25 protein-coding genes and 5 pseudogenes are annotated in these 22,720 nt (G+C 45.0%); 9 read left to right on the forward strand and 21 right to left on the reverse strand.

What is annotated here, in order from left to right; genetic code table 11:
- The first annotated feature begins 38 nt into the window (after positions 1-38).
- Genes R2Q26_RS06890 through R2Q26_RS06900 form a run of 3 tightly spaced genes read left to right on the forward strand, consistent with a single transcriptional unit; the run spans position 39 to position 4,908 of the window.
- On the forward strand, positions 39-2,678 hold the full coding sequence (locus R2Q26_RS06890) for a glycosyltransferase family 2 protein (RefSeq protein WP_317535609.1): 2,640 nt from the start codon (positions 39-41) through the stop codon (positions 2,676-2,678).
- The gene (locus tag R2Q26_RS06895; RefSeq protein ID WP_317535610.1) at positions 2,653-3,882 is read left to right on the forward strand and encodes a glycosyltransferase; all 1,230 of its coding nucleotides are present in this window, start codon (positions 2,653-2,655) and stop codon (positions 3,880-3,882) included. The genes R2Q26_RS06890 and R2Q26_RS06895 overlap by 26 nt, the downstream gene beginning before the upstream one ends.
- A 9-nt stretch (positions 3,883-3,891) precedes the next feature.
- Positions 3,892-4,908 (forward strand): tetratricopeptide repeat protein, encoded by a 1,017-nt coding sequence (locus tag R2Q26_RS06900; protein WP_317535611.1) that lies wholly within the window; start codon positions 3,892-3,894, stop codon positions 4,906-4,908.
- Positions 4,909-5,789: 881 nt separating this feature from the next.
- Here R2Q26_RS06900 and R2Q26_RS06905 read toward each other — a convergent pair.
- A complete protein-coding gene (locus tag R2Q26_RS06905) occupies positions 5,790-6,470 on the reverse strand; it encodes a hypothetical protein (protein WP_317535612.1) in 681 nt (226 codons plus the stop codon).
- A gap of 697 nt (positions 6,471-7,167) precedes the next feature.
- Here R2Q26_RS06905 and R2Q26_RS06910 point away from each other — a divergent pair.
- Together R2Q26_RS06910 and R2Q26_RS06915 are read left to right on the forward strand one after the other, a co-directional pair.
- Entirely contained in the window at positions 7,168-7,452 is a 285-nt protein-coding gene (locus R2Q26_RS06910; protein ID WP_317535613.1) for a hypothetical protein, read from the forward strand.
- A 156-nt stretch (positions 7,453-7,608) separates the two neighbouring features.
- Entirely contained in the window at positions 7,609-8,073 is a 465-nt protein-coding gene (locus R2Q26_RS06915; protein WP_317535614.1) for a Stf0 family sulfotransferase, read from the forward strand.
- A 610-nt stretch (positions 8,074-8,683) separates the two neighbouring features.
- Here R2Q26_RS06915 and R2Q26_RS06920 read toward each other — a convergent pair.
- Together R2Q26_RS06920 and R2Q26_RS06925 are read right to left on the reverse strand one after the other, a co-directional pair.
- Positions 8,684-10,006, reverse strand: a complete 1,323-nt coding sequence (locus R2Q26_RS06920) for a hypothetical protein (RefSeq protein WP_317535615.1) — start codon at positions 10,004-10,006, stop codon at positions 8,684-8,686.
- Between the two features lie 18 nt (positions 10,007-10,024).
- Complete coding sequence (locus R2Q26_RS06925) at positions 10,025-10,978, reverse strand: hypothetical protein (protein WP_317535616.1); 954 nt, start codon at positions 10,976-10,978, stop codon at positions 10,025-10,027.
- A 206-nt stretch (positions 10,979-11,184) separates the two neighbouring features.
- Here R2Q26_RS06925 and R2Q26_RS06930 point away from each other — a divergent pair.
- Positions 11,185-11,277, forward strand: a pseudogene (locus R2Q26_RS06930) (transposase); the annotation flags it as partial.
- A gap of 41 nt (positions 11,278-11,318) precedes the next feature.
- Here the strand turns inward: R2Q26_RS06930 and R2Q26_RS06935 are convergent.
- The 5 genes from R2Q26_RS06935 to R2Q26_RS06955 all read right to left on the reverse strand — a co-directional run bounded on the left by R2Q26_RS06935 (position 11,319) and on the right by R2Q26_RS06955 (position 13,930).
- Complete coding sequence (locus R2Q26_RS06935) at positions 11,319-11,786, reverse strand: glycosyltransferase family 61 protein (RefSeq protein ID WP_317535653.1); 468 nt, start codon at positions 11,784-11,786, stop codon at positions 11,319-11,321.
- A gap of 57 nt (positions 11,787-11,843) precedes the next feature.
- Positions 11,844-12,203 (reverse strand): hypothetical protein, encoded by a 360-nt coding sequence (locus tag R2Q26_RS06940; RefSeq protein ID WP_317535617.1) that lies wholly within the window; start codon positions 12,201-12,203, stop codon positions 11,844-11,846.
- 38 nt (positions 12,204-12,241) lie between these two features.
- A complete protein-coding gene (locus R2Q26_RS06945) occupies positions 12,242-12,451 on the reverse strand; it encodes a hypothetical protein (RefSeq protein ID WP_317535618.1) in 210 nt (69 codons plus the stop codon).
- 38 nt (positions 12,452-12,489) lie between these two features.
- The gene (locus R2Q26_RS06950; protein ID WP_317535619.1) at positions 12,490-13,419 is read right to left on the reverse strand and encodes a hypothetical protein; all 930 of its coding nucleotides are present in this window, start codon (positions 13,417-13,419) and stop codon (positions 12,490-12,492) included.
- A gap of 163 nt (positions 13,420-13,582) precedes the next feature.
- Positions 13,583-13,930: a hypothetical protein gene (locus R2Q26_RS06955; protein WP_317535620.1), complete on the reverse strand. Its 348-nt coding sequence runs from the start codon at positions 13,928-13,930 to the stop codon at positions 13,583-13,585.
- 131 nt (positions 13,931-14,061) lie between these two features.
- On the opposite strand from R2Q26_RS06955, the pseudogene R2Q26_RS06960 reads away from it, so the two are divergent.
- Positions 14,062-14,302: pseudogene (locus R2Q26_RS06960) on the forward strand (IS481 family transposase); the annotation flags it as partial.
- A 126-nt stretch (positions 14,303-14,428) separates the two neighbouring features.
- On the opposite strand, the pseudogene R2Q26_RS06965 reads toward R2Q26_RS06960, so the two are convergent.
- The 5 genes and pseudogenes from R2Q26_RS06965 to R2Q26_RS06985 all read right to left on the reverse strand — a co-directional run.
- Positions 14,429-14,908 (reverse strand): annotated as a pseudogene (locus R2Q26_RS06965) (transposase); the annotation flags it as partial.
- Positions 14,909-14,926: 18 nt separating this feature from the next.
- Positions 14,927-15,109 carry a hypothetical protein gene (locus R2Q26_RS06970; RefSeq protein WP_317535621.1) on the reverse strand — a complete coding sequence of 61 codons (183 nt, stop codon included), beginning with the start codon at positions 15,107-15,109 and terminating at the stop codon, positions 14,927-14,929.
- Positions 15,106-15,582, reverse strand: a complete 477-nt coding sequence (locus R2Q26_RS06975; protein ID WP_317535622.1) for a hypothetical protein — start codon at positions 15,580-15,582, stop codon at positions 15,106-15,108. The genes R2Q26_RS06970 and R2Q26_RS06975 overlap by 4 nt, the downstream gene beginning before the upstream one ends.
- A complete protein-coding gene (locus R2Q26_RS06980; protein ID WP_317535623.1) occupies positions 15,515-16,258 on the reverse strand; it encodes a hypothetical protein in 744 nt (247 codons plus the stop codon). The genes R2Q26_RS06975 and R2Q26_RS06980 overlap by 68 nt, the downstream gene beginning before the upstream one ends.
- A 19-nt stretch (positions 16,259-16,277) precedes the next feature.
- Positions 16,278-16,985: a hypothetical protein gene (locus R2Q26_RS06985; protein WP_317535624.1), complete on the reverse strand. Its 708-nt coding sequence runs from the start codon at positions 16,983-16,985 to the stop codon at positions 16,278-16,280.
- A gap of 93 nt (positions 16,986-17,078) precedes the next feature.
- Here R2Q26_RS06985 and R2Q26_RS06990 point away from each other — a divergent pair, with 93 nt between their 5' ends.
- Positions 17,079-17,213 carry a hypothetical protein gene (locus R2Q26_RS06990; RefSeq protein ID WP_317535625.1) on the forward strand — a complete coding sequence of 45 codons (135 nt, stop codon included), beginning with the start codon at positions 17,079-17,081 and terminating at the stop codon, positions 17,211-17,213.
- Between the two features lie 358 nt (positions 17,214-17,571).
- Here the strand turns inward: R2Q26_RS06990 and R2Q26_RS06995 are convergent, their stop codons facing one another.
- The 4 genes and pseudogenes from R2Q26_RS06995 to R2Q26_RS15510 form a co-directional block, all read right to left on the reverse strand.
- Positions 17,572-18,306 (reverse strand): DUF1796 family putative cysteine peptidase, encoded by a 735-nt coding sequence (locus R2Q26_RS06995; RefSeq protein ID WP_317535626.1) that lies wholly within the window; start codon positions 18,304-18,306, stop codon positions 17,572-17,574.
- 181 nt (positions 18,307-18,487) lie between these two features.
- Positions 18,488-19,657, reverse strand: coding sequence for a glycosyltransferase family 61 protein (locus R2Q26_RS07000; RefSeq protein WP_317535627.1), 1,170 nt, complete (start codon positions 19,655-19,657; stop codon positions 18,488-18,490).
- 384 nt (positions 19,658-20,041) lie between these two features.
- Positions 20,042-20,251, reverse strand: coding sequence for a hypothetical protein (locus R2Q26_RS07005; RefSeq protein ID WP_317535628.1), 210 nt, complete (start codon positions 20,249-20,251; stop codon positions 20,042-20,044).
- Positions 20,252-20,260: 9 nt separating this feature from the next.
- Positions 20,261-20,449, reverse strand: a pseudogene (locus R2Q26_RS15510) (glycosyltransferase 61 family protein); the annotation flags it as partial.
- A gap of 235 nt (positions 20,450-20,684) precedes the next feature.
- Between R2Q26_RS15510 and R2Q26_RS07010 the strand changes: the two are divergent.
- The gene (locus R2Q26_RS07010) at positions 20,685-20,942 is read left to right on the forward strand and encodes a hypothetical protein (protein WP_317535629.1); all 258 of its coding nucleotides are present in this window, start codon (positions 20,685-20,687) and stop codon (positions 20,940-20,942) included.
- Here R2Q26_RS07010 and R2Q26_RS15515 read toward each other — a convergent pair.
- From R2Q26_RS15515 to R2Q26_RS07025, 4 genes and pseudogenes are all read right to left on the reverse strand, one after another.
- A pseudogene (locus R2Q26_RS15515) lies at positions 20,854-21,072 on the reverse strand (transposase); the annotation flags it as partial. The gene R2Q26_RS07010 and the pseudogene R2Q26_RS15515 sit on opposite strands and share 89 nt — an antisense overlap.
- A gap of 193 nt (positions 21,073-21,265) precedes the next feature.
- Positions 21,266-21,685 carry a transposase gene (locus R2Q26_RS07015; protein WP_317535630.1) on the reverse strand — a complete coding sequence of 140 codons (420 nt, stop codon included), beginning with the start codon at positions 21,683-21,685 and terminating at the stop codon, positions 21,266-21,268.
- Between the two features lie 105 nt (positions 21,686-21,790).
- Positions 21,791-21,961, reverse strand: a complete 171-nt coding sequence (locus R2Q26_RS07020; RefSeq protein WP_317535631.1) for a hypothetical protein — start codon at positions 21,959-21,961, stop codon at positions 21,791-21,793.
- Between the two features lie 255 nt (positions 21,962-22,216).
- Positions 22,217-22,714 carry a rhamnan synthesis F family protein gene (locus R2Q26_RS07025; RefSeq protein ID WP_317535632.1) on the reverse strand — a complete coding sequence of 166 codons (498 nt, stop codon included), beginning with the start codon at positions 22,712-22,714 and terminating at the stop codon, positions 22,217-22,219.
- Between the last annotated feature and the right edge of the window lie 6 nt (positions 22,715-22,720).

Here is a 22,720-nt window from a genome sequence, read left to right on the forward strand (position 1 = left end):
ACTTTTAAAAGCCCGCTTAGAAATATGCGGGCTTTTTTATGAAAAAAACCAAAGGAAATAACCTAGCACCGTATCTTTCGCCGATAATTATACATAATGGGTTATTGAGGGGATGTGCTTTTATTCCAGGCACAAAACCGGCTCAAGTCGCCGTTTTGATAGATGGTAAGATTCTGACGAAAGTTTTTTGCGAGTTCCCCATAGCGGATATTTATCGGGAATCACTAGGTGGGCCAGCAGGTCTTACCAAGGGGTTTCTTGTACCATTGCCAGCCCGGTTATTTGACGGGGCGCCACATGAACTGATTACCCGGTTGTGCAAACCTGACCGAAAAACTGTCGAATCCACAGCAAGCGACTTAGCACAATATTGGCTGCTTGAAAGTCGATTAGCATTCCAGCATGGCGACCGTCATGGTCAAGTCAGCTTTGTTGATGGCCATTTTCAGGGCTGGGTTGCCTTTAGTCATCGTCCCACTCCTCTACCCCAACTGATTCTAAGTGATCAAGAGGGAAATTTTTGTAAGCAGATACCACTGATTCCTTTGCCAACAGAAAATGGACAACCAAATAAATATTTAGCAAATTTTCGTATCCCGCAAAAAAATTTACCGCTCCCTTTACGAATTTTCTGTGGAGAAATTGAACTAACCGGTTCACCTTGTCAACCGAAGAAAAAACTGATCGGGCATCTTGAGAGATTCAATGCACACGCCATACACGGCTGGGCTTTTGACATGAATCAACCAACAAACCCAGTAGAACTGACCCTAATAATCGATGGCCAGACCGCCCAACATTTTCGCCCTAATGTTTACCGTCCCGACGTTGCAAACCACTTGAAACTACCAGAAGAAGGACTGGGTATTATCGGATTTCAACTAACACCACCAGAAATTCTATTCGATGGTAAAGAGCATCGTATCAGTGTCGAATTTACCGGGTTAAACCATCCATTACGCGGCAGTGGGCAACTGGTTAAGATACCCAAAAACTATTTAACATTTGACGAAATTGTTTCCCTGCCAAAAAGGATAGTACGGCAGGCAAGAAAAATTGCGCGACCGAATAAACCAGTAGTTTCGGTAATCATTCTAAACCGTAATGGAGAAAAACTACTTGCTGCCCTGTTCGAAAGCTGGAAAATAAAAAATAGCCTGACCAACGTTGAATTCATTGTCGTTGATCATGCATCTGATGATGGTAGTCTGGGATTGCTTAATCGTTGGCAATCTCAATTGCCGCTGCACATTATACCGCTATCCTTTAACGATTCTTTTTCCGCCTCATGTAATCGTGCAGCGGAAGAAGCTCGTGGCAAATTTCTACTGTTCCTAAATAACGATATTATCTGGCTGCAGGATGTACTCCCAACGATGGTCGATACTCTTGAAAACGATCAGAAAATCGGTGTGCTTGGTCTAAAACTGATCAAATCAACAGATAATAAACAACTATTTGGTCAACCATTAGTGCAACACCTGGGAGTACGCTTTAAACTTTCCCATGTAGCCTACTGGCCCTATGAAGCCACCCCTGACGACAACAACGAAGCAGAATATTCTACTCAGACTGTTCCAGCTGTCACGGGCGCTGTCATGCTTTGTCGCAAAAAAGATTTTTTTCATGTGGGAAAGTTTGATCCAAGTTATTTTTATGGTTTTGAAGATGTAGAATTTTGTCTGCGCCTTAGCAACAGGCTCGACAAGAAAATTATTTGCCGCAACGATCTGCTGGCCCTACACCATCATGGCTATACTCGTCTTTCCGGGCGAGCCAGAGATATTACTGATCGTCTCATCAATAACGCAGATGTATTACAGACACACGCTGGCTTATGGCTAAAACAACGTTATTGGACAAGTCTCTTCAATGCTGATCAACACCTCACGGTCGATAAACCGACCGTTGGTTTTATCGTTGATGAGCCTCTGGCAAACGGTAAAACTACTCATTTACGATCCGACGCGAGCAAACTGGCCAAGCAAGTACTTCATTGTTACCCCTCAGTGCAAATTGTTTTTCTGCCTCCCAGTCGTGGCTGGTACAATATACGCAATATTCACATTCTCATCGTTGGGCATCCTGAATACGATATTGGTAAAACTATATTTTGCCGCGAAGATCTCCTCACCCTAGCTTGGATCAGGGATGATGCTGATCTATGGAGTCAAGCTCCTTGGTGGCCCCATTTTGATGGCTATCTTGCGGCTAAAGCCGATGCTATAAAATATCTTGCCCCCACCGTCAGTAGCCCCATAGTGCAAACAACAGCTGCAACCCCCCTTGGACCATTATTCAACCCTCAATCACCGCCACTGCGAGTTGCCCTGCTCATGCCGCACAAAATCTCAGCCCAACACAAAACTCGTATCGATACATTGCAACAATCCCTGAAAGCTGCTGGCGCTGTTGTCTGGCAGGATCCATTCGATACTCCTGACGGATCAACGCGACTAGCGGATATACGAATCGCCATTTGTTTCAATAAATCACTGCTGAAAATTGAACCCGAAGCTCAGCCTCACACATTGAATATCCTCTGGGCACCATACCTCACGCAAACACAAAGCACCGAGAATTTAATAGGATGGCAAATCGTCAATCAAATGCCGCAGGTAGATTGGCTACGCAACGAACTAGAGAAAGAAGTTGGAAATACTTTTTGTTCATCCTAATTTCCCTGGGCAATTTCGCCGTTTTGCGGCAGCTTTGGCACGCGAGCCAGAAATGCGGATACATGGTGTCGGCGATGCTAAATGGATGGAGGATACATTGCCTTTGCCAGATATTCCAGTTATCGCCTACCCAACACCGAATGCGACTGGTAACAATATTCATCCCTATGCACGCAACTTCGATGCCGCTGTCAGGCGTGGACAACAAATCGTGCAGACACTTCTTACCCATAAGCGACAAGGGCTGGAGCCTGACCTAATCATTGCCCATCCTGGTTGGGGGGATGCTTTTTATCTAAAAGATATTTTTCCTGGGGCAAAAGTCATTGGCTTATTCGAATACTACTATCGGGCAAGAGGTGCCGATGTTGGCTTTGATCCAGAGTTCCCGATGAATTTCGATGATATCTTTCGAGTGCACAGTCTCAATGCCACCCAATTATTAGCCTTGGAATCCTGCGATAGCGGCTATTGTCCGACAGCCTGGCAGCGTAGTTGCTTTCCTGCTCATTATCAGGAACGGCTCAGCGTTATCCATGACGGTATCGACACCGCCATAGTTGCACCGGATGCGAGTGCAGCAATCACCCTTCCTGATGGTTCTACCCATCGCGCTGGAGAAGAAATACTCACCTTTGTCAGCCGCAGTCTTGAACCTTATCGCGGATTTCATATGTTCATGCGTGCTCTGCCGCATATTCTTGAAGCGCGACCTCATTGTCAAGTCATCATCGTCGGCAGCGATAACGTCAGCTATGGCAAGCAACCGCCGCCTGGCCAGACTTATCGTCAACGCTACTTCGACGAAATCGCTGATAAAATCGATCAATCACGTGTTCATTTCACTGGTCGTCTCCCTTATAATGATTATCTCAAAGTATTGCAGATATCTCGAGCACATGTTTACCTGACCTATCCGTTCATTCTTTCCTGGTCCATGCTTGAGGCCATGTCTAGTGGCTGTCTGGTCATTGCTTCTGCCACCCCAACGGTACAGGAAGTTATAATTGACGGTAAAAATGGCCTGTTATTTCCATTCAATCAACCAGCCACTCTGGCAAACTATGCAATCGAAGCATTAAGTAATCCAGAACAGTATCGGGAATTACGCAATACAGCGCGACAAACTGTAGTTTCTCGCTATGATTTTAATACTATCTGCTATCCAGCATTCAAACAGCTCATTAAACAATTTGAATGGTAGTGAAAATCTATGACTAAAACACTTACAGAAATCTTAAAAGAAGCCGGCGCTCTCCTTGAAGGTCGAGATTACACCAACGCAACATCCCTCTACCAAGAAGCAATGAAATTACAGCCTGGCAATGCTGCCGCAGCCATGGGCATTGCCATGATTCATAACAGGACAGGGCAACCAGAGGAAGCGCTCAAAATTCTCCAGGGCGTATGGAAAACTATCTCACGCAGTAGAAGAAAAAAGGCTGTCGCGCCAAAAGCAGCTGTCCTTGCTCAGATTGGTCTGGCGCAGCAACAACTGGGCCGAGCAATTGAAGCCTTGCAAAATTTTCGGCGAGCGAATGTCTTGCTTCCCTCTGCCGAACTAGCTGAGCGTATCCAGAAACTGGAAAGTGTCATCGAAAATCCAAATACTATCGCCCAACTGCTGATCCAGGCCAGCCAATTACTACGTTCTGGTAAGGTGGAAGAAGCTGTTAAGGTCTACCATGCTGCACTGCAGCTCAATGCTGACCAGCCGGAGGCTCTTCATGGGCTTGGATTGGCATTGCGTGCTCAAAAAGATCTGGATGGCGCCCTCCCCCTCTTTCAACAAGCAATTATGCTGGCGCCGGACCGCGCTGACTATTACAATGACTTGGGCATACTCTTCCAGGAGCGTGGTGAGCTTGAAAAAGCAATCAGCTTCCATAAGCGTGCTCTGAAAATTAAAGCAGACTTTGTCCCCGCTTACATCAATCTTGGTGTCGCCTACAAACGCATGGGCAAGCTCGATGATGCCATTGCTGCCTACCGCGAGGCCATTACATTGCAACCTAACTCTTCGGCTGCGCACAACAATCTTGGCAACCTCTTACGCATTCAGGGAGATCTGGTCAACGCGCGCAAGGAACTGGAACAAGCCATCAAGCTCCAGCCTGGATATCAAGGCGCCATTGAAAATCTGGCTGCACTCGAACAGGAAGCTAAACTGAAATCTGCCACCTCCCAAGCTGTCACAAAGCCACCAGCAGAAGCAGATGACAGAAAATGACTTTCTTCATCAGCAAGAGCGCTCTACACATTCTTCCAAATGAATGGACCAGGCAAAGTGGAAAATGAGCGAAAAGTGAGCTCACGAAATATTTCTTGCGAGTAAGAAAATGCTGTAATGAGGTTTGGATTGTTTGAGGCACCCTTAAGTTAAGGTGGAGTGTATTGCTATTGTTAAGCCCTTAAGGCTTTACTGCCTTACGGCAGATCATTTAATCCGTAGCACTGGATGCGCAAGCTATCCAGCTGTTCGGATCATGGTTAACTAAGGATATACGCGGTGGAGATGCTGATCTCATGCTCAACTTTGACCATCCCATTGAGCATCCAGCAATGCTCTCTGCTCAGCTAGCCATCCGTGTATTGCGTGCTTACTATTACTATTGGCGACAGAAAGGTCGATATCGTGTTACGTGCTCCCAATCTGATGCAAAGCGCCATTCATCGCATTGCAGAGGAACAAGAATTGCTGATATATCCTTGATAACGCCCCAACCTGAAAGATTACTCTTGACAGCAAACTGTTTGCAAAGCTGCTAATACCAGAGGAGTGAGTAGCTCAATTAGGTAGTAATGAAGCGCAGACTAAAAGAGTAGAAGCGTTCATCAGTAGATTTAGCCGACTCCAGGATACTTACTCGGTTGATTCACTTCAAAGAGAATTGATATTTCACCGAGCTGGCGCAATAGAAATTGCAGCCAGCTTTGATATGACTTCCAATCAATTAGTATGTATTTTTCTGGGTATTGAGTAGGAATTCTATTTCTGAATCAAACCTGATTTTGTCAGCTTCGCTTTGCCGTATTATTTATACTACTGCGGCTCGCCTTCCTGTCATGATTGATTTGGAAATGAATAAGCAAGCGTAAACTTCTCAGAGCTCAGGATATGGTGATAGCAAAATAACAAAAATCGGTAGCCGGATTACCTTCACTGTCGGGTAAAATGCCTACAAAATCACCACGACCTTCCTTCATGACGCCCACATCGAATTCCATGGTGTAAACTGCCCATTCTGCACCCCCAGTGAACCTGCGCCAGCCAGAATTGCCAACCTCATTAGTTGAATAAGCTACGGCAAAGCGTGATTGATCGCTGCCGGAAGCACGAGCAATGATACTCACGGTAATATGGTGACCACTGGCAGTAGCTTCGATTTCATCAGGAAGACGAATACTATAACCACCTGTGATTCCACCGGTCGGAGCATTGGCTTTACCATTGGCAAGAGTAATATAACCAGTTTCGCCATTTGTACCGACATGACTTGAACAGATCATCCCTACCGGGGTAGTTGATGCTTCACCCGTTTCAAAAACATAAAGGAAAGCGGCGTTCTGCGCAATTTTGCCACGAAGCTGCTCTGCCAGATTGACTGGTATTGCGGATACTTTGGCTACTTCTCTTACTTCAGGAGAAATAGCTTTAGGAGGGATAACTACTTCCGGAGAAGTAGCCTTAGGAGAGGTAGTTTGAGGAGAAGCAGCTTCTGAGGAAGCTTTCTGCCCACCAAGAGCCTCCTGTATCTTCTCCCAAAAAATTTGTAGAATGCCTTTTCCCATCTTATGAATCTCCTTTAGCAGAAATCAATATAAAATTTTATTAGAATTTCAATTTCATGATACTACCCTAATTCCATTAAGATAGTACATTTGAATTTTACTTCCAGAACACACAATCTAGTTTGGATGTTTCATAATTTATGAATAATTAAGGTAATTCCTAGAAAAATCCAGGAATTACCTTATTTAAAAAAGAACTTAATAAAGTGCCTCAGTTTATTTGGTCACCATATTCAGTGCGTGTTTGACTAAATATACGGCTTTACGTATATTTCACTTTAGCAAAAAGGTCATTTATTTTTTGTACACTATATAGTGTTCATTTTGCCTGTTATTAATGTCAATAATAAAGCATTTATTGTGATCATATTGAAGACAGCTCATCATATGCCGCATTATGCCTCTTATTGAAAAATTATTAGCCAGAATCAAGAAGTATAAAATACTAAAAAATAGAATCAAGCGTTGGTTGCAATCATGATAGATTTTATGTCATGGCGCACTAAAGTGCACACGGAGAAACGATATTTTAGCGTTTCTGGATTCAGTTGATCAAATAAGAAGTACGGCTATGCAATTTCATAACGCCTGAAATAATTCTTTCTTATCAACTCCAAAGTAATAAGTTAATAAGCATATAGACATTGATCAATACACATTTAAAAAAACTACTTGCAAAATTAATTAAGGAATGAGCGTGAAGAAAAATATTGCGGAACTATTTCTTAAAGAAACTAAGGACCAAATATTGGCCGATAAATTTAATCAAATAACAGATCCAAAGTTGAAATACATTATTGCTATGACACCCCGCTCAGGAAGTAGTTATTTGTACGATCTAATAAAGCAGAGTCATTTATTGGGAACCCCTGATGAGTACTTGAATCATCAATTTATACCAGAAATATTAAAGAATGTACCAGCAAATAATGCTGATGATTATTTGAAAAATATGCTTAAAAATTCTCAATCTAGTGTTTAATTGCAAAAATAAGTTATTTTATTATCTTAGTTAACCAGTTGTTTTTTATAGATATAAACCTCAGAAAGCTTGTAATGAATTAATGCAATTAAACACTAGTAATAAGTTTCAGGCTTGAATGCAAGCTGGTTTCAGTTCATAAAATTTTGTAATGCGATGAAAAAACCTGCAGTAGTATTTAGGCAATTCAAATATATCTATCTTATACGCCGTGATTTATATCTTCAATCAGTTTCTCTCTACAAGGCAACTGAGTCTGGCGTATTCCATACAAATGTGGAACATAAAGAAGAAGCAAAATTGAAGCTTAATAAGCTTGATTATAATTACGGAAAATTGGGAAAGTGGTATAAGCATATAATCGTACAGGAGTCCAGTTGGCGACGTTTCTTTTTATTGACAAATATTTTTCCCCTTTACATTATTTATGAAGAAATCGAAGAAAATATTGGTAATGTTATCGATCGAATATTTAATTACCTCAATATTAAGAATGAAGCTCGTTCAACAAATTCGGTTGAGTCGATTTTCAAGAAAATTGGAGACCGCCAGAGCATGGAATGGACCTCTAGATTTGCTCTTGAGCGGGATGAAATAATGAGGAACACGAAGGTATTGTAAGTACAATCGGTGTGGGTCTTTATATTAGACAACAAAAATTAGGCTCTAAAGGGAGCGAAAATTTTTGCCTGGTATGCGGTTTATTTACTGAAGGTAGCTTTTGACCTGGTCAAGCATTCTATAGCAACTCAGTTAAGCAACCTTTCCAAGTTCTGGCAATTCAGATTCAAATTGATCTGGATTCTTGTAATCCAACTATGAATTGTACTAGTAGATCGTTCCAGAATAACATTTACAATAGTACCTTCGGCCTGAGCTAGTCGAAGGCCGGTATCAGTTTCTTAGCGGTTCGACAAGCTCACCGCGAACGGTAAAGAGTTTACTAGAACGATCTACTAGTTCAGATAATCCTTCATGACCCACTCTGCTCCGATATACATTCTTTCTGGATGCATTATTGGGTTAATGGTTACAACACAGTCCTCGCGCGTAACCTATCGTAGCTATACCGCCAGATATTGGTGAAGGTACGTGGCCACCTCGCCACTTCAGGCCGCAACAACATAGTTATTCCATTTCTAAATCAAACATGACACGAAGGCGAGCCGCAGACAGTATAAATAATACGGCAAGGAGAGCCGACAAAGTCAGGTTTGATTTAGAAGTGGAATTAGTGCGCCTCCAGCCGAATCTCGGTTACACTCCCCCCAATATAGGCCACCCGCCCAGGAACCGGGTTATGTACCTCTTGCCCTAACGCAGCCCCGGATAAACGCCAAGACTGTGGGTCATTCCAGTGTTGGCCAAACAACTTTTCAACATCCTCTGGCGTTGTGTCACTAAACGTTTTGCTCATCTTAGAGGCGGCGACATAACGCAGCGCATCCTTGAATTGAGTGTGAGAGATAGATACAGAAAATACTTTGTTGGAAAATGATTCAAATTGCGTCGGTTCTCCATTGGAGGTCCACAATGGTACCTGCTCACGACCAGCGGCAGTGGTTGTATTTCCCGATGCTCCCAGCGGCCCGCCTATCACCGGCAATCCCCCTTGCCCACGATCAAACATCACCTTCGCGCGAAAAAAGCGGCGCTTTTCCTGTTCTCGCCATCCACCCGCTCGCTGGATCGCAATATTGAACAAGAACTTGATCTGACAACCACGTTTCCACTTGCCCGGCACTGAACATGCGGAATTGACAAAACCTAGTGTAAGCTCCTGCTTGGCCTGGACTACGGAGGCATCATCGCTCCGTAATTCCACATAAAGCTGAGGCACGGATTGTCTGGTGGTAATCTCCAGAGTGCCATTCCTACCGCCCCATGGCACCATGGCGTCTTTATCCTTCCTGCTAAGGCGGAAAACTGCAAAGGTCCCCTCAATGAATTGGTTGAATCCCGACCCCCACTGACCCAATACGCCCCTAGGCTGCCAGAAAGGTATTCCCTTCTGGCTCGGTCCAGTATAGGTGTACAGTCCGATGCCACCGGCTCCCGGACCTTGCTGATTCACGTGAACAAATGTGTCACTCGTTGCTGAGCGCGCAGTTCCGGTGCAACCAGGATGCTCTCCAACAGGTGTCCAACGAGTGAGAGGATGCATGGTATCCAAAGCAACCCCGGTCAAGACTTTAGCTTTCCCAAACAAATCAAATGGTCCATTGCTCACCGGTCCGTTTTCAGCCAACGGCTCACACCCGACACCCTCCCCCCAGAAGCTCACAAGAAAAGACGAATCTCCCCCTCGATTTACCTCTGACGGAGTTGGATTCCAGCTAGCCAGATAGAAGAGTCCATCACCATCCTTGTCATCCGCCATTTCGTCCCGTAAGTGAGAGAGCTCTCCTCCATCATAAAGAAACAGCCTAGGAGTGACAGTTTGCGCCACCACCGGTGTGCTGGATATACTGGATAATGTGATCGCTATCAGCAGCGAAAGACTACCTGATAGCGATGAATGCTGCAATTTCTTTAGAGACAATGGGAACTCCATCGTATCCTCCATTCAGTGTCAGATAATTTTCTCCTCAGCCAGGCGCAAGCGCAGATTTTTGAAGAGTAAATGAGGAATAATATTTTCGCCGATCTTTCTTTCCCCTGCGTTTTCGACACCAGGATCCGCGAACTCTTCTCCACCGGCGAAATGCTTGGAGAACTCCGCGTTTGACGCCTGGAAACGCTGAAGAAACTGGCGGCGATCGGCAACATTCATCAGGGAAAACTTGTGCTTCTGCTCTAAAGACTTGCCAAATTCCCACACATACTTCAGCATTTCTTTGGAAAATGCTTCATTCATGCCCTTTTCTCTCAATTGCCCAATAAGACGCAATGCTCCGATAAGCCTAGCATCCACTGATAAGTTGGAATGAATACGGGGTGGATCAATGCATGCGTCGCATTTGAGCCCCAGCAAGCGAGAAAAGTGGGAGATTACCGATTCCTTTGGTCGATAGACATTAGCAAGAATACGTTCACGACCGAAGACCCCAGCCCATCTTGAACACATAGCGAAATAATCAAGGCGGCCCATCCTCTCGAGTTTGCTGGCGAAATCGGGCAACGACTTAGTGTACGAACCCATCCTGACGTTCTGATTGAACGCAGATAGTACGAGGTCATCCTGTCTGCGGAAGTAGACAATCACCCAAACATCTAGACCATTGAACGCCTGGGCGATTGGTTTAGGGTCGCGACAAAATTCAAATTCCTCGCTGCTCAATATGATCTTGCTGCATTTAGACCTGTCGATCTCCTCGCGTAATACACCGATATCGAATTCGCCGCGCCCCAGAAACGACCATGCAACGTCGTGGTGCCCGTAATTAACTCCCCTCTGGGGGCAGCCACTCCGGGGGTACAGCCAACCAGTCGTCTCCAGCACATCTCGGTTGTGACTAAGGTAATGCTGGAGAGCTGTGGTGCCAGTCTTATGCGTTCCGATGTGTAGATACAATTGCTTATTCATAAGTTAAGTTTGCAACTCTTTGACACATAAGAAAAATAAACTATCTATCTCAGAATATTGAATGTACTGAAAGTTTAATTGACTGTCAAACATAAGAATAATCTATCAAAACCTACCCCATTCTGATTCAATCAATACGAAGAAGCTTTATATTTTGATGCATTCTGATGCTTCAGATGAAAAGCTAGCAGAGAATATGGATCCACGATATGAAAAACAAGCTGTTACCGCTATTTGACAAACTCTTGTTACGTAAACGCTCGATCATTGAAACTGTCAACGATCAATTGAAAAACATTTTAGCCGTAGTGTTGAAATCCTATGTCAAACTCATACTAGATCAATTTAAGTATTGTTTCAATATTGTCTTAAACTCAGGAAGTTTTATCTGGAAATCAGCAAAGATTGATCGGTTGTTGATATCAACACAACGCCCATACATCATATGGAAATATTGCCGATTATGTACAGCAAGATCCCAGAAGAACAATGCCGGCATGGTTTCAGGGGCCATACAAACAATCGGAATCTTGGATGGAGCAAATATCATATTAGTTAGTGCTGCACCTGCAATACTAACGATGCACTCAGCTTCAGCAAATGCATCAACTTGCTCCAAAAAGCCCATGGTACTGCAATCTATCGGCTCAAACCCTAGACCTTCCAACAGTTTGAGCACCTCCTGTTCGTTAACTAAGAGTCGAGTACCAGCATCTCTACGCCCAATATATAAGCGCCGCCCTTTAGTTACTGGCCTTTTACATTCAGATTGCCAGCGCTTCCAATAATCTATACATGCAGGGTGTATCGCGAAGGGATGGCACGTTCAAAGTGTTGGATAAGCAAGGTCTCTGCAATTTACGGGTTATTTGTGATGAATCACTTGTTTCGTATCCAAACCGACATTATTAAATATCTCGCGCCAGTTTGAGACTGCCTTTTCATGCAATAAAATTTTTTGCTCAGAAAATCCTGGAATACTCTTTACATAGGCTAAGCGTGGAATTACTTCCACCAAAATATGCCCGTAGTTCCGAATACCTTGCTTTGATGCAAGTACGACAGCATCATCAATAACACATGCATCCTCGCTAATAATGCAGTGGTAACCGCCATCATCTTTCACGAAGGATGGATTTCTTGGTAGATTTATTGTCTCTTGGATAATTTCACGGTTTGCTGTTATGATGATGCCATGACTCACTACTGTAGCGTTTTGTAGCAATAAAACCCACCTTGGTGGAATTTCTACAACACCAGATTTTAGGTGTGCAAAAAAGTCAGGACGTCAGGACTTTCGTTAGCGAAACAAAGGGAAATCGGAGCGGATTTATAGTATTTAGTTTCTTTTGTGTCAATTGATATTGACATACAGCCTTCTGCAATCAGCTGCATAGCTTTAGCTACTAAATTCTGCCGCCAATTAGCTTGCGGTTTTTGCGTGGATTTATTTGCTAAAATCATTGTACCCATTTATTACAAGTATGCTGCATAAATAAAAATACTTTTTGCTACGCTAACCAAGATTTAAAGAATTGCCTTTTTTGATCGGAGCCAATATATTCTCGCATTATATTACCTATTACTCCTTTATAAGCGAGCGCTACTGCATTTCTTTCTCCAAGTGGAAGTATTTCTAATAATTCACCGATATCGCGCTTCTTTAAATTCATCAATATAAGCTTGCGCAAAGTTTTTTTATGATCGACTTGAATATTGCTGGAATTTATACTGAGCAATAATTCAGCCATCTCCTGCGTTGGCGAAGGATTTACCAGCCTAGAGCTGTATGTCAGCTTGTCAAAAAAGTTGGCGTGAGGATTGATTGTTTTAAGCAAATCATTAAACAATGAATTGTTAGATACCAAATTCTCATAGGTACGTATATATACAGTTTCAATACCTAAGTTGTCCGCCCACCTCTTGATAACCTGATAATAATCGGTGCCTGAAGTAGGGGAAGACTTAAACTGCCTATACCAGTCTGCATAAGCACGCCCTTCGCCAGATTTAAGCGCTTGCAAGTAAGACGATTGTACCCACTGATCGGGGCGTCGTAAAATGGCATATAAGTGGAGGTTACAATCCTTAAATGCTTCTCGCCAATGCGCATAGAATTCCGGCTGAAACTCCCCCCACAGATATTCAGAGCTCAGGATGGCTGAATGAGTACGGACGTTGCGCGCTGCAGTCAAAAACTGTTCTACACGGCTGTAAAAAAACTCCAGTTTTTGATCGATATTGTCCGGAATGACATTTGAATGCATCTTAAACGCCATAGGATGCAAGGTCGCTGCAATCAGATGATGCGCATCAGACACGATCCCCACATCGGGATAAGCAATTCCATGTTCAGACAAGATGTTCGAATTTTTATTCAAAAAGTGCTGCAGGGCAGAACTGCCGGTTTTAGTCGATCCGATATGTATATATATATTCATGAAAGTCCCTGAGGGTATAGGAAAAATAAACACTCTTTTTCATAACAAATGAACGTACAAGAAAGCTGATGGAGTGTCAAACACTTTGGCAAGAGATCAAAATTCAAAAAATTTTCGTTCGATTGGCTGCAAAAATTGCTGGGATTTAGATCATTTTTGTTTTTCAGGCGAGGGGCGCGCAGAGAGAATATTCAGCCCAGTTATGAAGTGGATTGAAAGTAGCAAACTTGGAATCAGACAGATTCGAAAGGATCAAAGATTTGCGCTGGTGCTCTAAGCGACGCTCGGACAGGCAAGCCGAGGCCGGGTTCAGGATGGCGGAAATGATTTTCAGGATTCCACCACAATGCAGACAATGCTCAATATCAATATCAATATCAAACACCCGTTTGAGCAGGCGCGCCCAACTCATGCGCACAGAAGCTGAGGAAAGCGGCACACCGTTATTTGCATCGGGTGCATTACCTTTGTTTGGGGTTGTCGGAAAATTGCATTTTTCTTGAAAATACAATTTTCAAATTATTGATTAATTGATAATTTCCTCTAGTTTAGATCTAATCGTACAAAGCACTTGAAATAGAGAGCGTTACCGACTTTGATATGGGTATCGAATCCTTAACAAACGAAAGAGAGGTAACGCTCATGCTACATAGTAACAATCCAATTATTAAACACAAAGCAGAACTACTCAATCTTGCCGAAGAACTGCAAAGCGCTAATCAATCAGGATCGCCATGTACCGAATCTCAAGAATCGAGTAGATGAAGCTACTGAACAAGCGGTTGTAGCGTACGCACTCGAGTAATCTGTGCATGGGCAGCATCGAACCAGTAATGAGTTACGCAAAAAGGGTATCTTTGTATCAGGCAGCAGCGTGCGTTCAAAAGACCCTTGCACAACCCCGAAAATTTTGTTGTAGTGGTGGGGAAAAACTTACAGACGATAGTTTTACCTGGCTTTATGGGCAGAAAGGTGAAGTTTTACTCCTTTTTCAAGGGAATTATTCCCCTTATGCTGCATTAGGACAGACTGCTCCTTTTGATGGCTCATATGCGAAAATTTTGTTAGCAGCTTTTTTCAGATTCATGCAGATACTTTTCATCAAGACTTGGGCATTGACTTTTACCGTTCCGAAATAGCTGGCGCGCTCCATTCTAAATAGGCGTTTAGCTGTCCCAAAGCATTGTTCGACGATAGAGCGTTTTTTACTGATCAATTTGTTTACCAGCTTTTGCAGTGCCGAGAGTGGTTTGTTCTTGCACGCCCGATGCATGATGGCACACTTGATTTTATGCTTTTTTAGAAACTGCCGCTTGGCGTGGCTGGCTGAGCCTTTATCTGCATATCCCCGATTCGCCCCAATATGTGCGCCATTGATGGTTACTTTGAAATGCATCATTTCGCTCTGGTTGGCAGGGGCAGTGTGTGCCCCATGCACATAACCGTCTTGCGCATCTACCACCACAGAGCTGCGGTAACCAAAATACGACTTCTTGCCTTTTTTGAGCTAGGCCGCACCCGGATCTGCACTCTGCTTCTCGACACAGGAGATTCCCGGCTGGCTGCCATCCTCAAACTGAACAGCCTTACCTTCAGCATCCACTTCCAGTGTGATGGTCTTTTGAGGGCGTGCCGCTGACTCAATCAGTGTGGTATCAATCACCGCTCCCGTCGCACCCTTGACCATCAAACCATGGGACTAAACATCTTAGAGGCGGCGACATAACGCAGCGCATCCTTGAATTGAGTGTGAGAGATAGATACAGAAAATGCTTTGTTGGAAAAAGATTCAAATTGCATCGGTTCTCCATTGGAGGTCCACAATGGTACCTGCTCACGACTAGCGGCAGTGGTTGTATTTCCCGACGCTCCCAACGGGCCGAATATCACCGGCAATCCCCCTTGCGCACGATCAAACATCACCTTCGCACGAAAAAAGCGGCGTTTTTCCTGTTCTCGCCAGCCACCCGCCCGCTGAACCGCAATATTGAACAAGAACTTGATCTGACAACCACGTTTCCACTTGCCCGGCACTGAACACGCGGAATTGGCAAAACCTAGCGTAAGCTGCTGCTTGGCCTGTACTACAGAGGCATCATCGCTCCGTAGTTCGACATAAAGCTTGAGGCACGGATTGTCTGGTGGTAATCTCCAGAGTGCCATTCCTACCGCCCCATGGCACCATGGCGTCTTTATCCTTCCTGCTAAGGCGGAAAACTGCAAAGGTCCCCTCAATGAATTGGTTGAATCCCGACCCCCACTGACCCAATACGCCCCTAGGCAGCCAGAAAGGTATTCCCTTCTGGCTCGGTCCAGTATAGGTGTACAGTCCGATGCCACCGGCTCCCGGACCTTGCTGATTCACGTGAACAAATGTGTCACCCGTTGCCGAGCGCGCAGTTCCGGTGCAACCAGGATGCTCTCCAACAGGTGTCCAACGAGTGAGAGGATGCATGGTATCCAAAGCAACCCCGGTCAAGACTTTAGCTTTCCCAAACAAATCAAATGGTCCATTGCTCACCGGTCCGTTTTCAACCAACGACTCACACCCAACACCCTCCCCCCAGAAGCTCACAAGAAAAGACGAATCTCCCCCTCGATTTACCTCTGACGGAGTTGGATTCCAGCTAGCCAGATAGAAGAGTCCATCACCATCCTTGTCATCCGCCATTTCGTCCCGTAGGTGAGAGATCTCTCCTCCATCATAAAGAAACAGCCTAGGAGTGACAGTTTGCGCCACCACCGGCTTACTAAGCAATGCTCCCATTATCAATAGCAAAACACCACCTGATAGCGATGAACGCTGTAATTTCTTCAGAAAAAATAATGAGAAATCCATCGTACATCCCCATTCAGTGTCAGGTAGCTTGTTCCTCAGCCCACTGCAAGAGCAGTTTCTTGAAGAGTAAGTGAGGAATATTATTCTCCCCGATCTTTATTTCCCCTGCGTTTTCGACACCAGGATCCGCGAACTCTTCTCCACCGGCGAAATGCTTGGAAAACTCCGCATTTGACGCCTGGAAGCGCTGAAGAAACTGGCGGCGATCAGCAACATTCATCAGGGAAAACTTGTGCTTCTGCTCTAAAGACTTGCCAAATTCCCGCACATACCTCAGCATTTCTTTGGAAAATGCTTCATTCATGCCCTCTTCTCTCAATTGCCCCACAATACGCAATGCCCCGATAAGCCTAGCATCCACCGATAGGTTGGAATGGATACGGGGTGGATCAATGCATGCGTCACATTTGAGCCCCAACAAACGAAAAAAGTGTGAGATGACCGATTCCTTCGGTCGATAAATATTAGCAAGGACACGCTCGCGACCAAAGACCCCGGCCCATCTTGAGCATATAGCAAAATAATCAAGGCGACCCTGCCCCTCAAGTTTGTTAGCGAAAAGAGTCAACGACTTGCTGTACGAACCCATCTTGACGTTCTGATTGTACTCAGATAGTACGAAGTCATCCTGCCTGCGAAAGTAGACAATCACCCAAACATCTAGACCATCGAACGCTCGGGCGATTGGTTTTAGGTCGAGACAAAATTCAAATTCCTCGCTGCTCAATATAATTCTGCTGCATTTAGACCTGTCGATCTCCTCGCGTAATACATCGATGTCAAATTCGCCGCACCCCAGAAACATCGATGCAACATCGTGATGCCCGTAGCTAGCTCCCCTCTGGGGGCAGCCGCTCCGGGGGTACAGCCAATCAGTCGTCTCCAGCACATCCCGGTTGTGACTAAGGTAATGCTGGAGGGCTGTGGTACCAGTCTTATGCGTTCCGATGTGTAGATACAGTTGCTTGTTCATGGGTTAAATTTGCAAGTCATTGGTGTATAAGAAAAATAAACTATCTATCTCATGAAAATTGAATGTACTGAAAATTTAATTAGCTGTCAAACATAGGAGGAATCTATCAAAGCCTCTCCTACTCCGATTCAATCAGCACGGAATAATTACATATGTTGATGCATTATGGCACTTCAGAAGGAAGGCTAACAGAGAATATGCTCAACTTAATTTTAAAAAAGGAATGAAAAAACGTATTTGAAATTACATATGCTCAAAAGCATCTTGTGTTTATCCAGGTAAGTTGAGCTTCACCTGGATGGGCGAGATTGACAAGGGCTTTAATCACCAACATAAATTATTAGCCTAAATTAATATTTTCCTCATTAATATACTGGGTAAGAATATGATGCCAAGAAACAGTATCACCTTTAAAGTTGTTTGTGCCATCACCATCAAATCCTTTGCGCTCCTTTATTATTGCACTAACACCACCACCTAAACTATCAGGAAGGTAGGAGACAATAATATCGTTCTCAGATAACTCATTTTGAACAATAACAGTTTTTATCAAAAGTATTGAAAAATTATCATGTTCAAGAAAATTGGATAATAAAGCTGTTAATGTAGCAAGGTTCTCACCTTCGAAAGCATCTGGAAGCTTAGGGTCTGGATGTCCCGTTCGGTGCCATCGGACAAATCCTATTTTTCCATTGCAATTTCTTAACTTTAAAAGATTTTCATATGTATGAATAAATCTACCTTGAGCTTTCTCTATAAGATCAGAGGCAAATAACTCAGACGGAATCTTTCTTAATTTACCATTGCCATAGCTAGAGATTGTTTTGGGAGGAAAGTCATGATGATGAATTAAATTTGTTTTCCTATCGGCAATTGAGCCAAATTTGCTAAGTGCAAGATCCTCATGCTGTAGCACTTGATCAGGGGTGAAACCTTTCTTTAAAGTATTCTGTAATGCAGAAAATGGGGTAATCGTCCAATCAAATGGATATGAGCTGCTTTTGATATCATTTTTTTCCAAAAACACTCTGACTTGATATGCGGTTCTGCACCAACTTCCGATGGGAATAAGCATATATTTTCCTCAATAAAATATAGCTGAATTATCGACTCAAAATTACTAGCTAATGCCGCGTATGAGCGCTAACGTGGCTCCAATATTGCGTGAGCATCGCCAAGAAGGCGATCATGGATAAACCCATTTTCCGCTCCGACATACTCACCTCCCTGAAAACACTGTATTGCACCATAGCATTTTAAGCGCGTAGTTTACCCAAACTATCTATCCGTTCTATCAGTAGGTTTAGCGCGCTCCTGAAATCCTCCATGTCAATTCGAAAGGGATTGGAGCTAATCGGTGCTTTGTCACTATCCAAGTTACCAAAAACTTCCAGGTAGTGCAATTGAGACTGGCCCGCAATATCCCAAAAAAATCGACCCGGCCAGTCCGCTGGACTCAATACCATGACGCCGGTTGGTCTAGTGCAGAATATAGTATTTGTGAGCGCGGCTCCTTGTACCCCAATAATGGCTTCAGCAGAACTGAATATTTTTGCCTGTTCATAGATGCTGTAGTGTTCCGGATAGATTACTTCAAATCCATACCTACTGCATTCATGAATCAGGTCATCTTGATTTCTCAGGTCGCGTTTATCACCGGTATTACGTGCGACGAACAGACGTCGAGTACCTTCCTTTGACAGCTGTTGGTGCAACAAAAGCGAACGCAGTGAGGACATAGCCTCGGGAGACTTAAACATGGGTGGAACCTGGACTGGTGTAATATAATTAAGTTGTGAAAATGTCCATGTCTCGTTGTCTCGATGTTCCAGCACCGGAATGTTTGGAGCAATTAACTTGATCGTATCTAGCATAACCGCACGCATTGATTTGCTTTCGTGCGCGCCAATGACAATATGCCAATCGGAGGACATGCGTATCGCCGAAGCCAATGCAAGAAGAGCTGCCCCATCTACAAGCCAGTGGCCATAGTTTCTCCACCATGGCCGTTTGACCAGAAGACACGGACTATCGATGTGCCGAGTCGGCAATGACTTTAGGCTAAAACACGCACCATCAGCAGAGTCAAAACCAGGAGGTGTGCGGCCGCGGGTAAATAATTCTTGGGCACTCTCTCGCACCATCTTGGCATTCCGGGTAATTAACGTGCCCTGCCCAGTTATAACAGCATCGCGTAGTAACACCCTATAAACAGGCTTATAGCGCTGCGTCGTCATCTTCATAGTTCGATCATACTGCTCTAGGTTGAATCGCACCTTTTCTTTGCCAAACAAAATGGCGCGCGACCTATTATAGGAGCCCTCCCCTGTGACAACATCCACACCACATATCCCAGCCTCCATGGCAGCATGTTTGTTTTTGTCGCCTAACAAATCTACAATAGAACAAACAGAAATATTATTCATATGCTTTAGCGTCTAGCAGAACGTTAAAAAACTTGGCACTTTTTCACTCTGAAATTGTGTTTTTAAAGGAACGCAGTATTTTCCTTGTTTTCTTAAAGTTATTTTTTTCTAAAGTTACTCATTTTTTAAACAGTTTTTATTCAAGTTTTCTGTAATTTCTGATTTTTTATCCTATCTGCATATTTTCAGCGGATCTTGGACACATCGTCTCTATGTGTGTGAACCTGCCATCAACCAGTTAGACTCCCCAATATGCATCAAATTATAAATGGTTACAATGAACCTCAATTGTCCGCTGATTTTTTCTTGCCCGATCAGTTTCAACTTGCGCATTCCACCTATTGCCTTCATCTCAGTCAAATATTTCTTCGATTCGCTTACGAATTAAGCGCGTAGCTTACCCGAACTATCTATCCATTCTATCAGTAGGTTTAGCACGCTCCTGAAATCCTCCATGTCAATTCGAAAGGGACTGGAGCTAATCGGCGCCTTATCACTATCCAAGTTACCAAAAACTTCCAGGTAGTGCAATTGAAACTGACCCGCAATATCCCAAAAAAATCGACCCGGCCAGTCCGCTGGACTCAATATCATGACGCCGGTTGACCTAGTGCAGAACATAATATTTGTGAGCGCCGCTCCTTTTACCCCAATAATGGCCTCGGCGGAACTGAATATTTTTGCCTGTTCATAGATGCTGTAGTGTTCCGGATAGATTACCTCAAATCCATACCTACTGCATTCATGGATCAGGTCTTCTTGATTTCTCAGGTCGCGTTTACCATCAGCCTCGCGTGCGAGAACAGACGTCGAGTAAGCTGTTGGTGCAACAAAAGCGAACGCAGTGAGGGCATAGCCTCGGGAGACTTAAACATTGGTGGAACATGGACCGCGAAAGACGCTCAATCGGAATGGTCAGCTTAATCAGGAAGTGTGCCAAAAAAGATGAGCCACGAATCAAACGGGATCGAAAAGACCCTGGACCTGCACAGGTGAACGTGGCGGCGCTCGGGAGGACAAGCCGGAGATGGTCAAGAATTTTAGTGATTGCACCAGATTCCAGGATGGCGGCGATGATTTTCAGGGTTCCACCGCAATGCGGACAATGCTCGATGTCAATATCGAACACCCGTTTGAGCAGGCGTGCCCAACTGATGCGCACAGAAGCCGGGAATGTGGCGCATTGTCATCCGTATCTAATTGGTTATTTTTGTTTTTCTTGCTGTCAGGAATAATCTCAGGGCGCAGTTTGGCATTCGGCGCAAGTACGCCAGGAAGCAAATGAGGTTGAGCCTTGGCCGGGGAACCAGCGCAGCCAGGCGTTCATCCGCAATCGCGGGCCGGGTAATGTAGCGGCACAAACGTTCCAGTTTGCTGCGTTGGTTCATGGCGCAACGTACCTCGCCATGCAGGCTGAAGCCGTGGGCGTTGGCACAGCATGCCTCAACAGACTACGGAAGTGTGTTTTGTACAGGCGCAGTTCTTAGCGTCAATACCTTTTGCCCTGCCCGGGGTCCAAGTGCGATCCGATAGGCGCAGGCCGCCGATTGCAGCGGAGCTAAAGCGGCATCCGCTTCCATGTCGGCCAGGTAGGTCATGCCCTCCTCCTCAATGAGCGCGCCGTGGCGGGTCAATGCTTTTTTTCATAATGCGCTGGATGATCTGGCTGAGCAACCCCTGCAGTTGTTCAGACGTCGGTGCGCGCACGCTGCGGAACTCCGGTACGCCGTTTTGGATGTGATAAACCCCATCAAGTACCAGGCAATGCAGATGAATGTTGAGATTGGCCGCCGAACCAAAACGCTGAATCAGCGTGATCGCCCCGGTTTGTGCATTACGCCGTTTGAATCCGGCCTGTTTGATCAGAAAAGTGGAAATGGCGCGCTGAATGACCTGCAATACTGGTGAGAGCAGATGGGATGGGCAGCGAATAGAATTCGTAGTGGAATCGGCAGTGACAGCACCCATTGGTGCACAGGCCACATTGGGAATGACGTGATCGACCAAGTGGGCAGCGGTCTGTGCCATACGCCGCCCACCGCACGAAGGACAGAATCCCCGCCCGTTTGCAGAAAAAGGCGACCAGCTTTTCGTGAGCGCAGTCGACACAGCGCAGGCGCAAAAAACCATGGGCTAAAACGCCGCATTCAAGAAAGGCATGGCATCAAACTCGTCCCTCACAAAATCGGGCAAGCCCGATTCGGTTTCAGTCTCAACTTGCGCAAAGAAGGTCTCAATGTGTTCTTGTACCAATGGGTACAGGGTGGTCTCTTCCGGTCGGTGTCGTTCACATAGTGAGTGCATTTCCCCGCATCCGTGTAGTGGGCGGATGCATGTAGATTCTCTTGTGGATTGCGGTACGCAGCCGTTGACATGATCTCTGAGTGTGATGTTTGTTCTCAGAGTATCGACTTCTCAGGCCAAGCCTTGAGCAAAGGGCTGAACGACTGACTTTGTTGTTGCAAGGGTTACCGGTTTTGATCGGATTGGACCTGGGAATCGCTTGTCTCTGGCAATCGGGCTTGTTTCTCGGTTTTATACCAAAGACTCCTGCACAACTTACCCGTTAGCCAAATAAACAAATTTCTGGAACGCCGGCGACGCGGCAACGCGCCGATTGACCGTAAAGAAATTCAGCGTCAAAATGCGCTCAAGGATGCGCAGATTGGCTTTTCTGGTGAAAAAGCCGACCGACCAGAAATCCAACGCCGCCCGGCGCGGATCGTCCAGTATCGGCGCGATCGGATAGACCGGGCCGTAGCAGGATGCATCGACAAAAATGATCTCGTCGTAGGTCTCCAGTTCCTGCCTGTCGATTGCCGCAAACCCCAGTTTGTAGCCTTCGAGCGGCAGCCGGATGGAACCCGTGGGCGACCGGACGATCAGGTCCGCAACTTCGTTGATCTCGTCAAAATTGGGATGGTCGGCCTGGATATCCGAGACGAAAACAACACGCTCGGCAACTTCCTTATATTTTTTTAGGGCATACGGGACGTAGCGTCCGCGCACCTGGTCGTCTTTCTTGCCAATTGTCGTATAGATACAGAGACACTTCATTCACTC

This window comes from Nitrosomonas sp. Is37, assembly GCF_033063275.1.
Taxonomy (GTDB): domain Bacteria; phylum Pseudomonadota; class Gammaproteobacteria; order Burkholderiales; family Nitrosomonadaceae; genus Nitrosomonas.

Coding starts and splice junctions, on each gene's coding strand:
- R2Q26_RS06890 (WP_317535609.1), top strand. CDS start 39: ATGAAAAAAACCAAAGGAAATAACCTAGCACCGTATCTTTCGCCGATA.
- R2Q26_RS06900 (WP_317535611.1), top strand. CDS start 3,892: ATGACTAAAACACTTACAGAAATCTTAAAAGAAGCCGGCGCTCTCCTT.
- R2Q26_RS06905 (WP_317535612.1), bottom strand. CDS start 6,470: ATGGGAAAAGGCATTCTACAAATTTTTTGGGAGAAGATACAGGAGGCT.
- R2Q26_RS06915 (WP_317535614.1), top strand. CDS start 7,609: ATGAAAAAACCTGCAGTAGTATTTAGGCAATTCAAATATATCTATCTT.
- R2Q26_RS06920 (WP_317535615.1), bottom strand. CDS start 10,006: ATGGAGTTCCCATTGTCTCTAAAGAAATTGCAGCATTCATCGCTATCA.
- R2Q26_RS06925 (WP_317535616.1), bottom strand. CDS start 10,978: ATGAATAAGCAATTGTATCTACACATCGGAACGCATAAGACTGGCACC.
- R2Q26_RS06945 (WP_317535618.1), bottom strand. CDS start 12,451: ATGGGTACAATGATTTTAGCAAATAAATCCACGCAAAAACCGCAAGCT.
- R2Q26_RS06950 (WP_317535619.1), bottom strand. CDS start 13,419: ATGAATATATATATACATATCGGATCGACTAAAACCGGCAGTTCTGCC.
- R2Q26_RS06975 (WP_317535622.1), bottom strand. CDS start 15,582: ATGGCACTCTGGAGATTACCACCAGACAATCCGTGCCTCAAGCTTTAT.
- R2Q26_RS06980 (WP_317535623.1), bottom strand. CDS start 16,258: ATGGATTTCTCATTATTTTTTCTGAAGAAATTACAGCGTTCATCGCTA.
- R2Q26_RS06990 (WP_317535625.1), top strand. CDS start 17,079: ATGCCCGTAGCTAGCTCCCCTCTGGGGGCAGCCGCTCCGGGGGTACAG.
- R2Q26_RS06995 (WP_317535626.1), bottom strand. CDS start 18,306: ATGCTTATTCCCATCGGAAGTTGGTGCAGAACCGCATATCAAGTCAGA.
- R2Q26_RS07000 (WP_317535627.1), bottom strand. CDS start 19,657: ATGAATAATATTTCTGTTTGTTCTATTGTAGATTTGTTAGGCGACAAA.
- R2Q26_RS07005 (WP_317535628.1), bottom strand. CDS start 20,251: ATGATATTGAGTCCAGCGGACTGGCCGGGTCGATTTTTTTGGGATATT.
- R2Q26_RS07010 (WP_317535629.1), top strand. CDS start 20,685: ATGGTCAAGAATTTTAGTGATTGCACCAGATTCCAGGATGGCGGCGAT.
- R2Q26_RS07015 (WP_317535630.1), bottom strand. CDS start 21,685: ATGGCACAGACCGCTGCCCACTTGGTCGATCACGTCATTCCCAATGTG.
- R2Q26_RS07020 (WP_317535631.1), bottom strand. CDS start 21,961: ATGCACTCACTATGTGAACGACACCGACCGGAAGAGACCACCCTGTAC.
- R2Q26_RS07025 (WP_317535632.1), bottom strand. CDS start 22,714: ATGAAGTGTCTCTGTATCTATACGACAATTGGCAAGAAAGACGACCAG.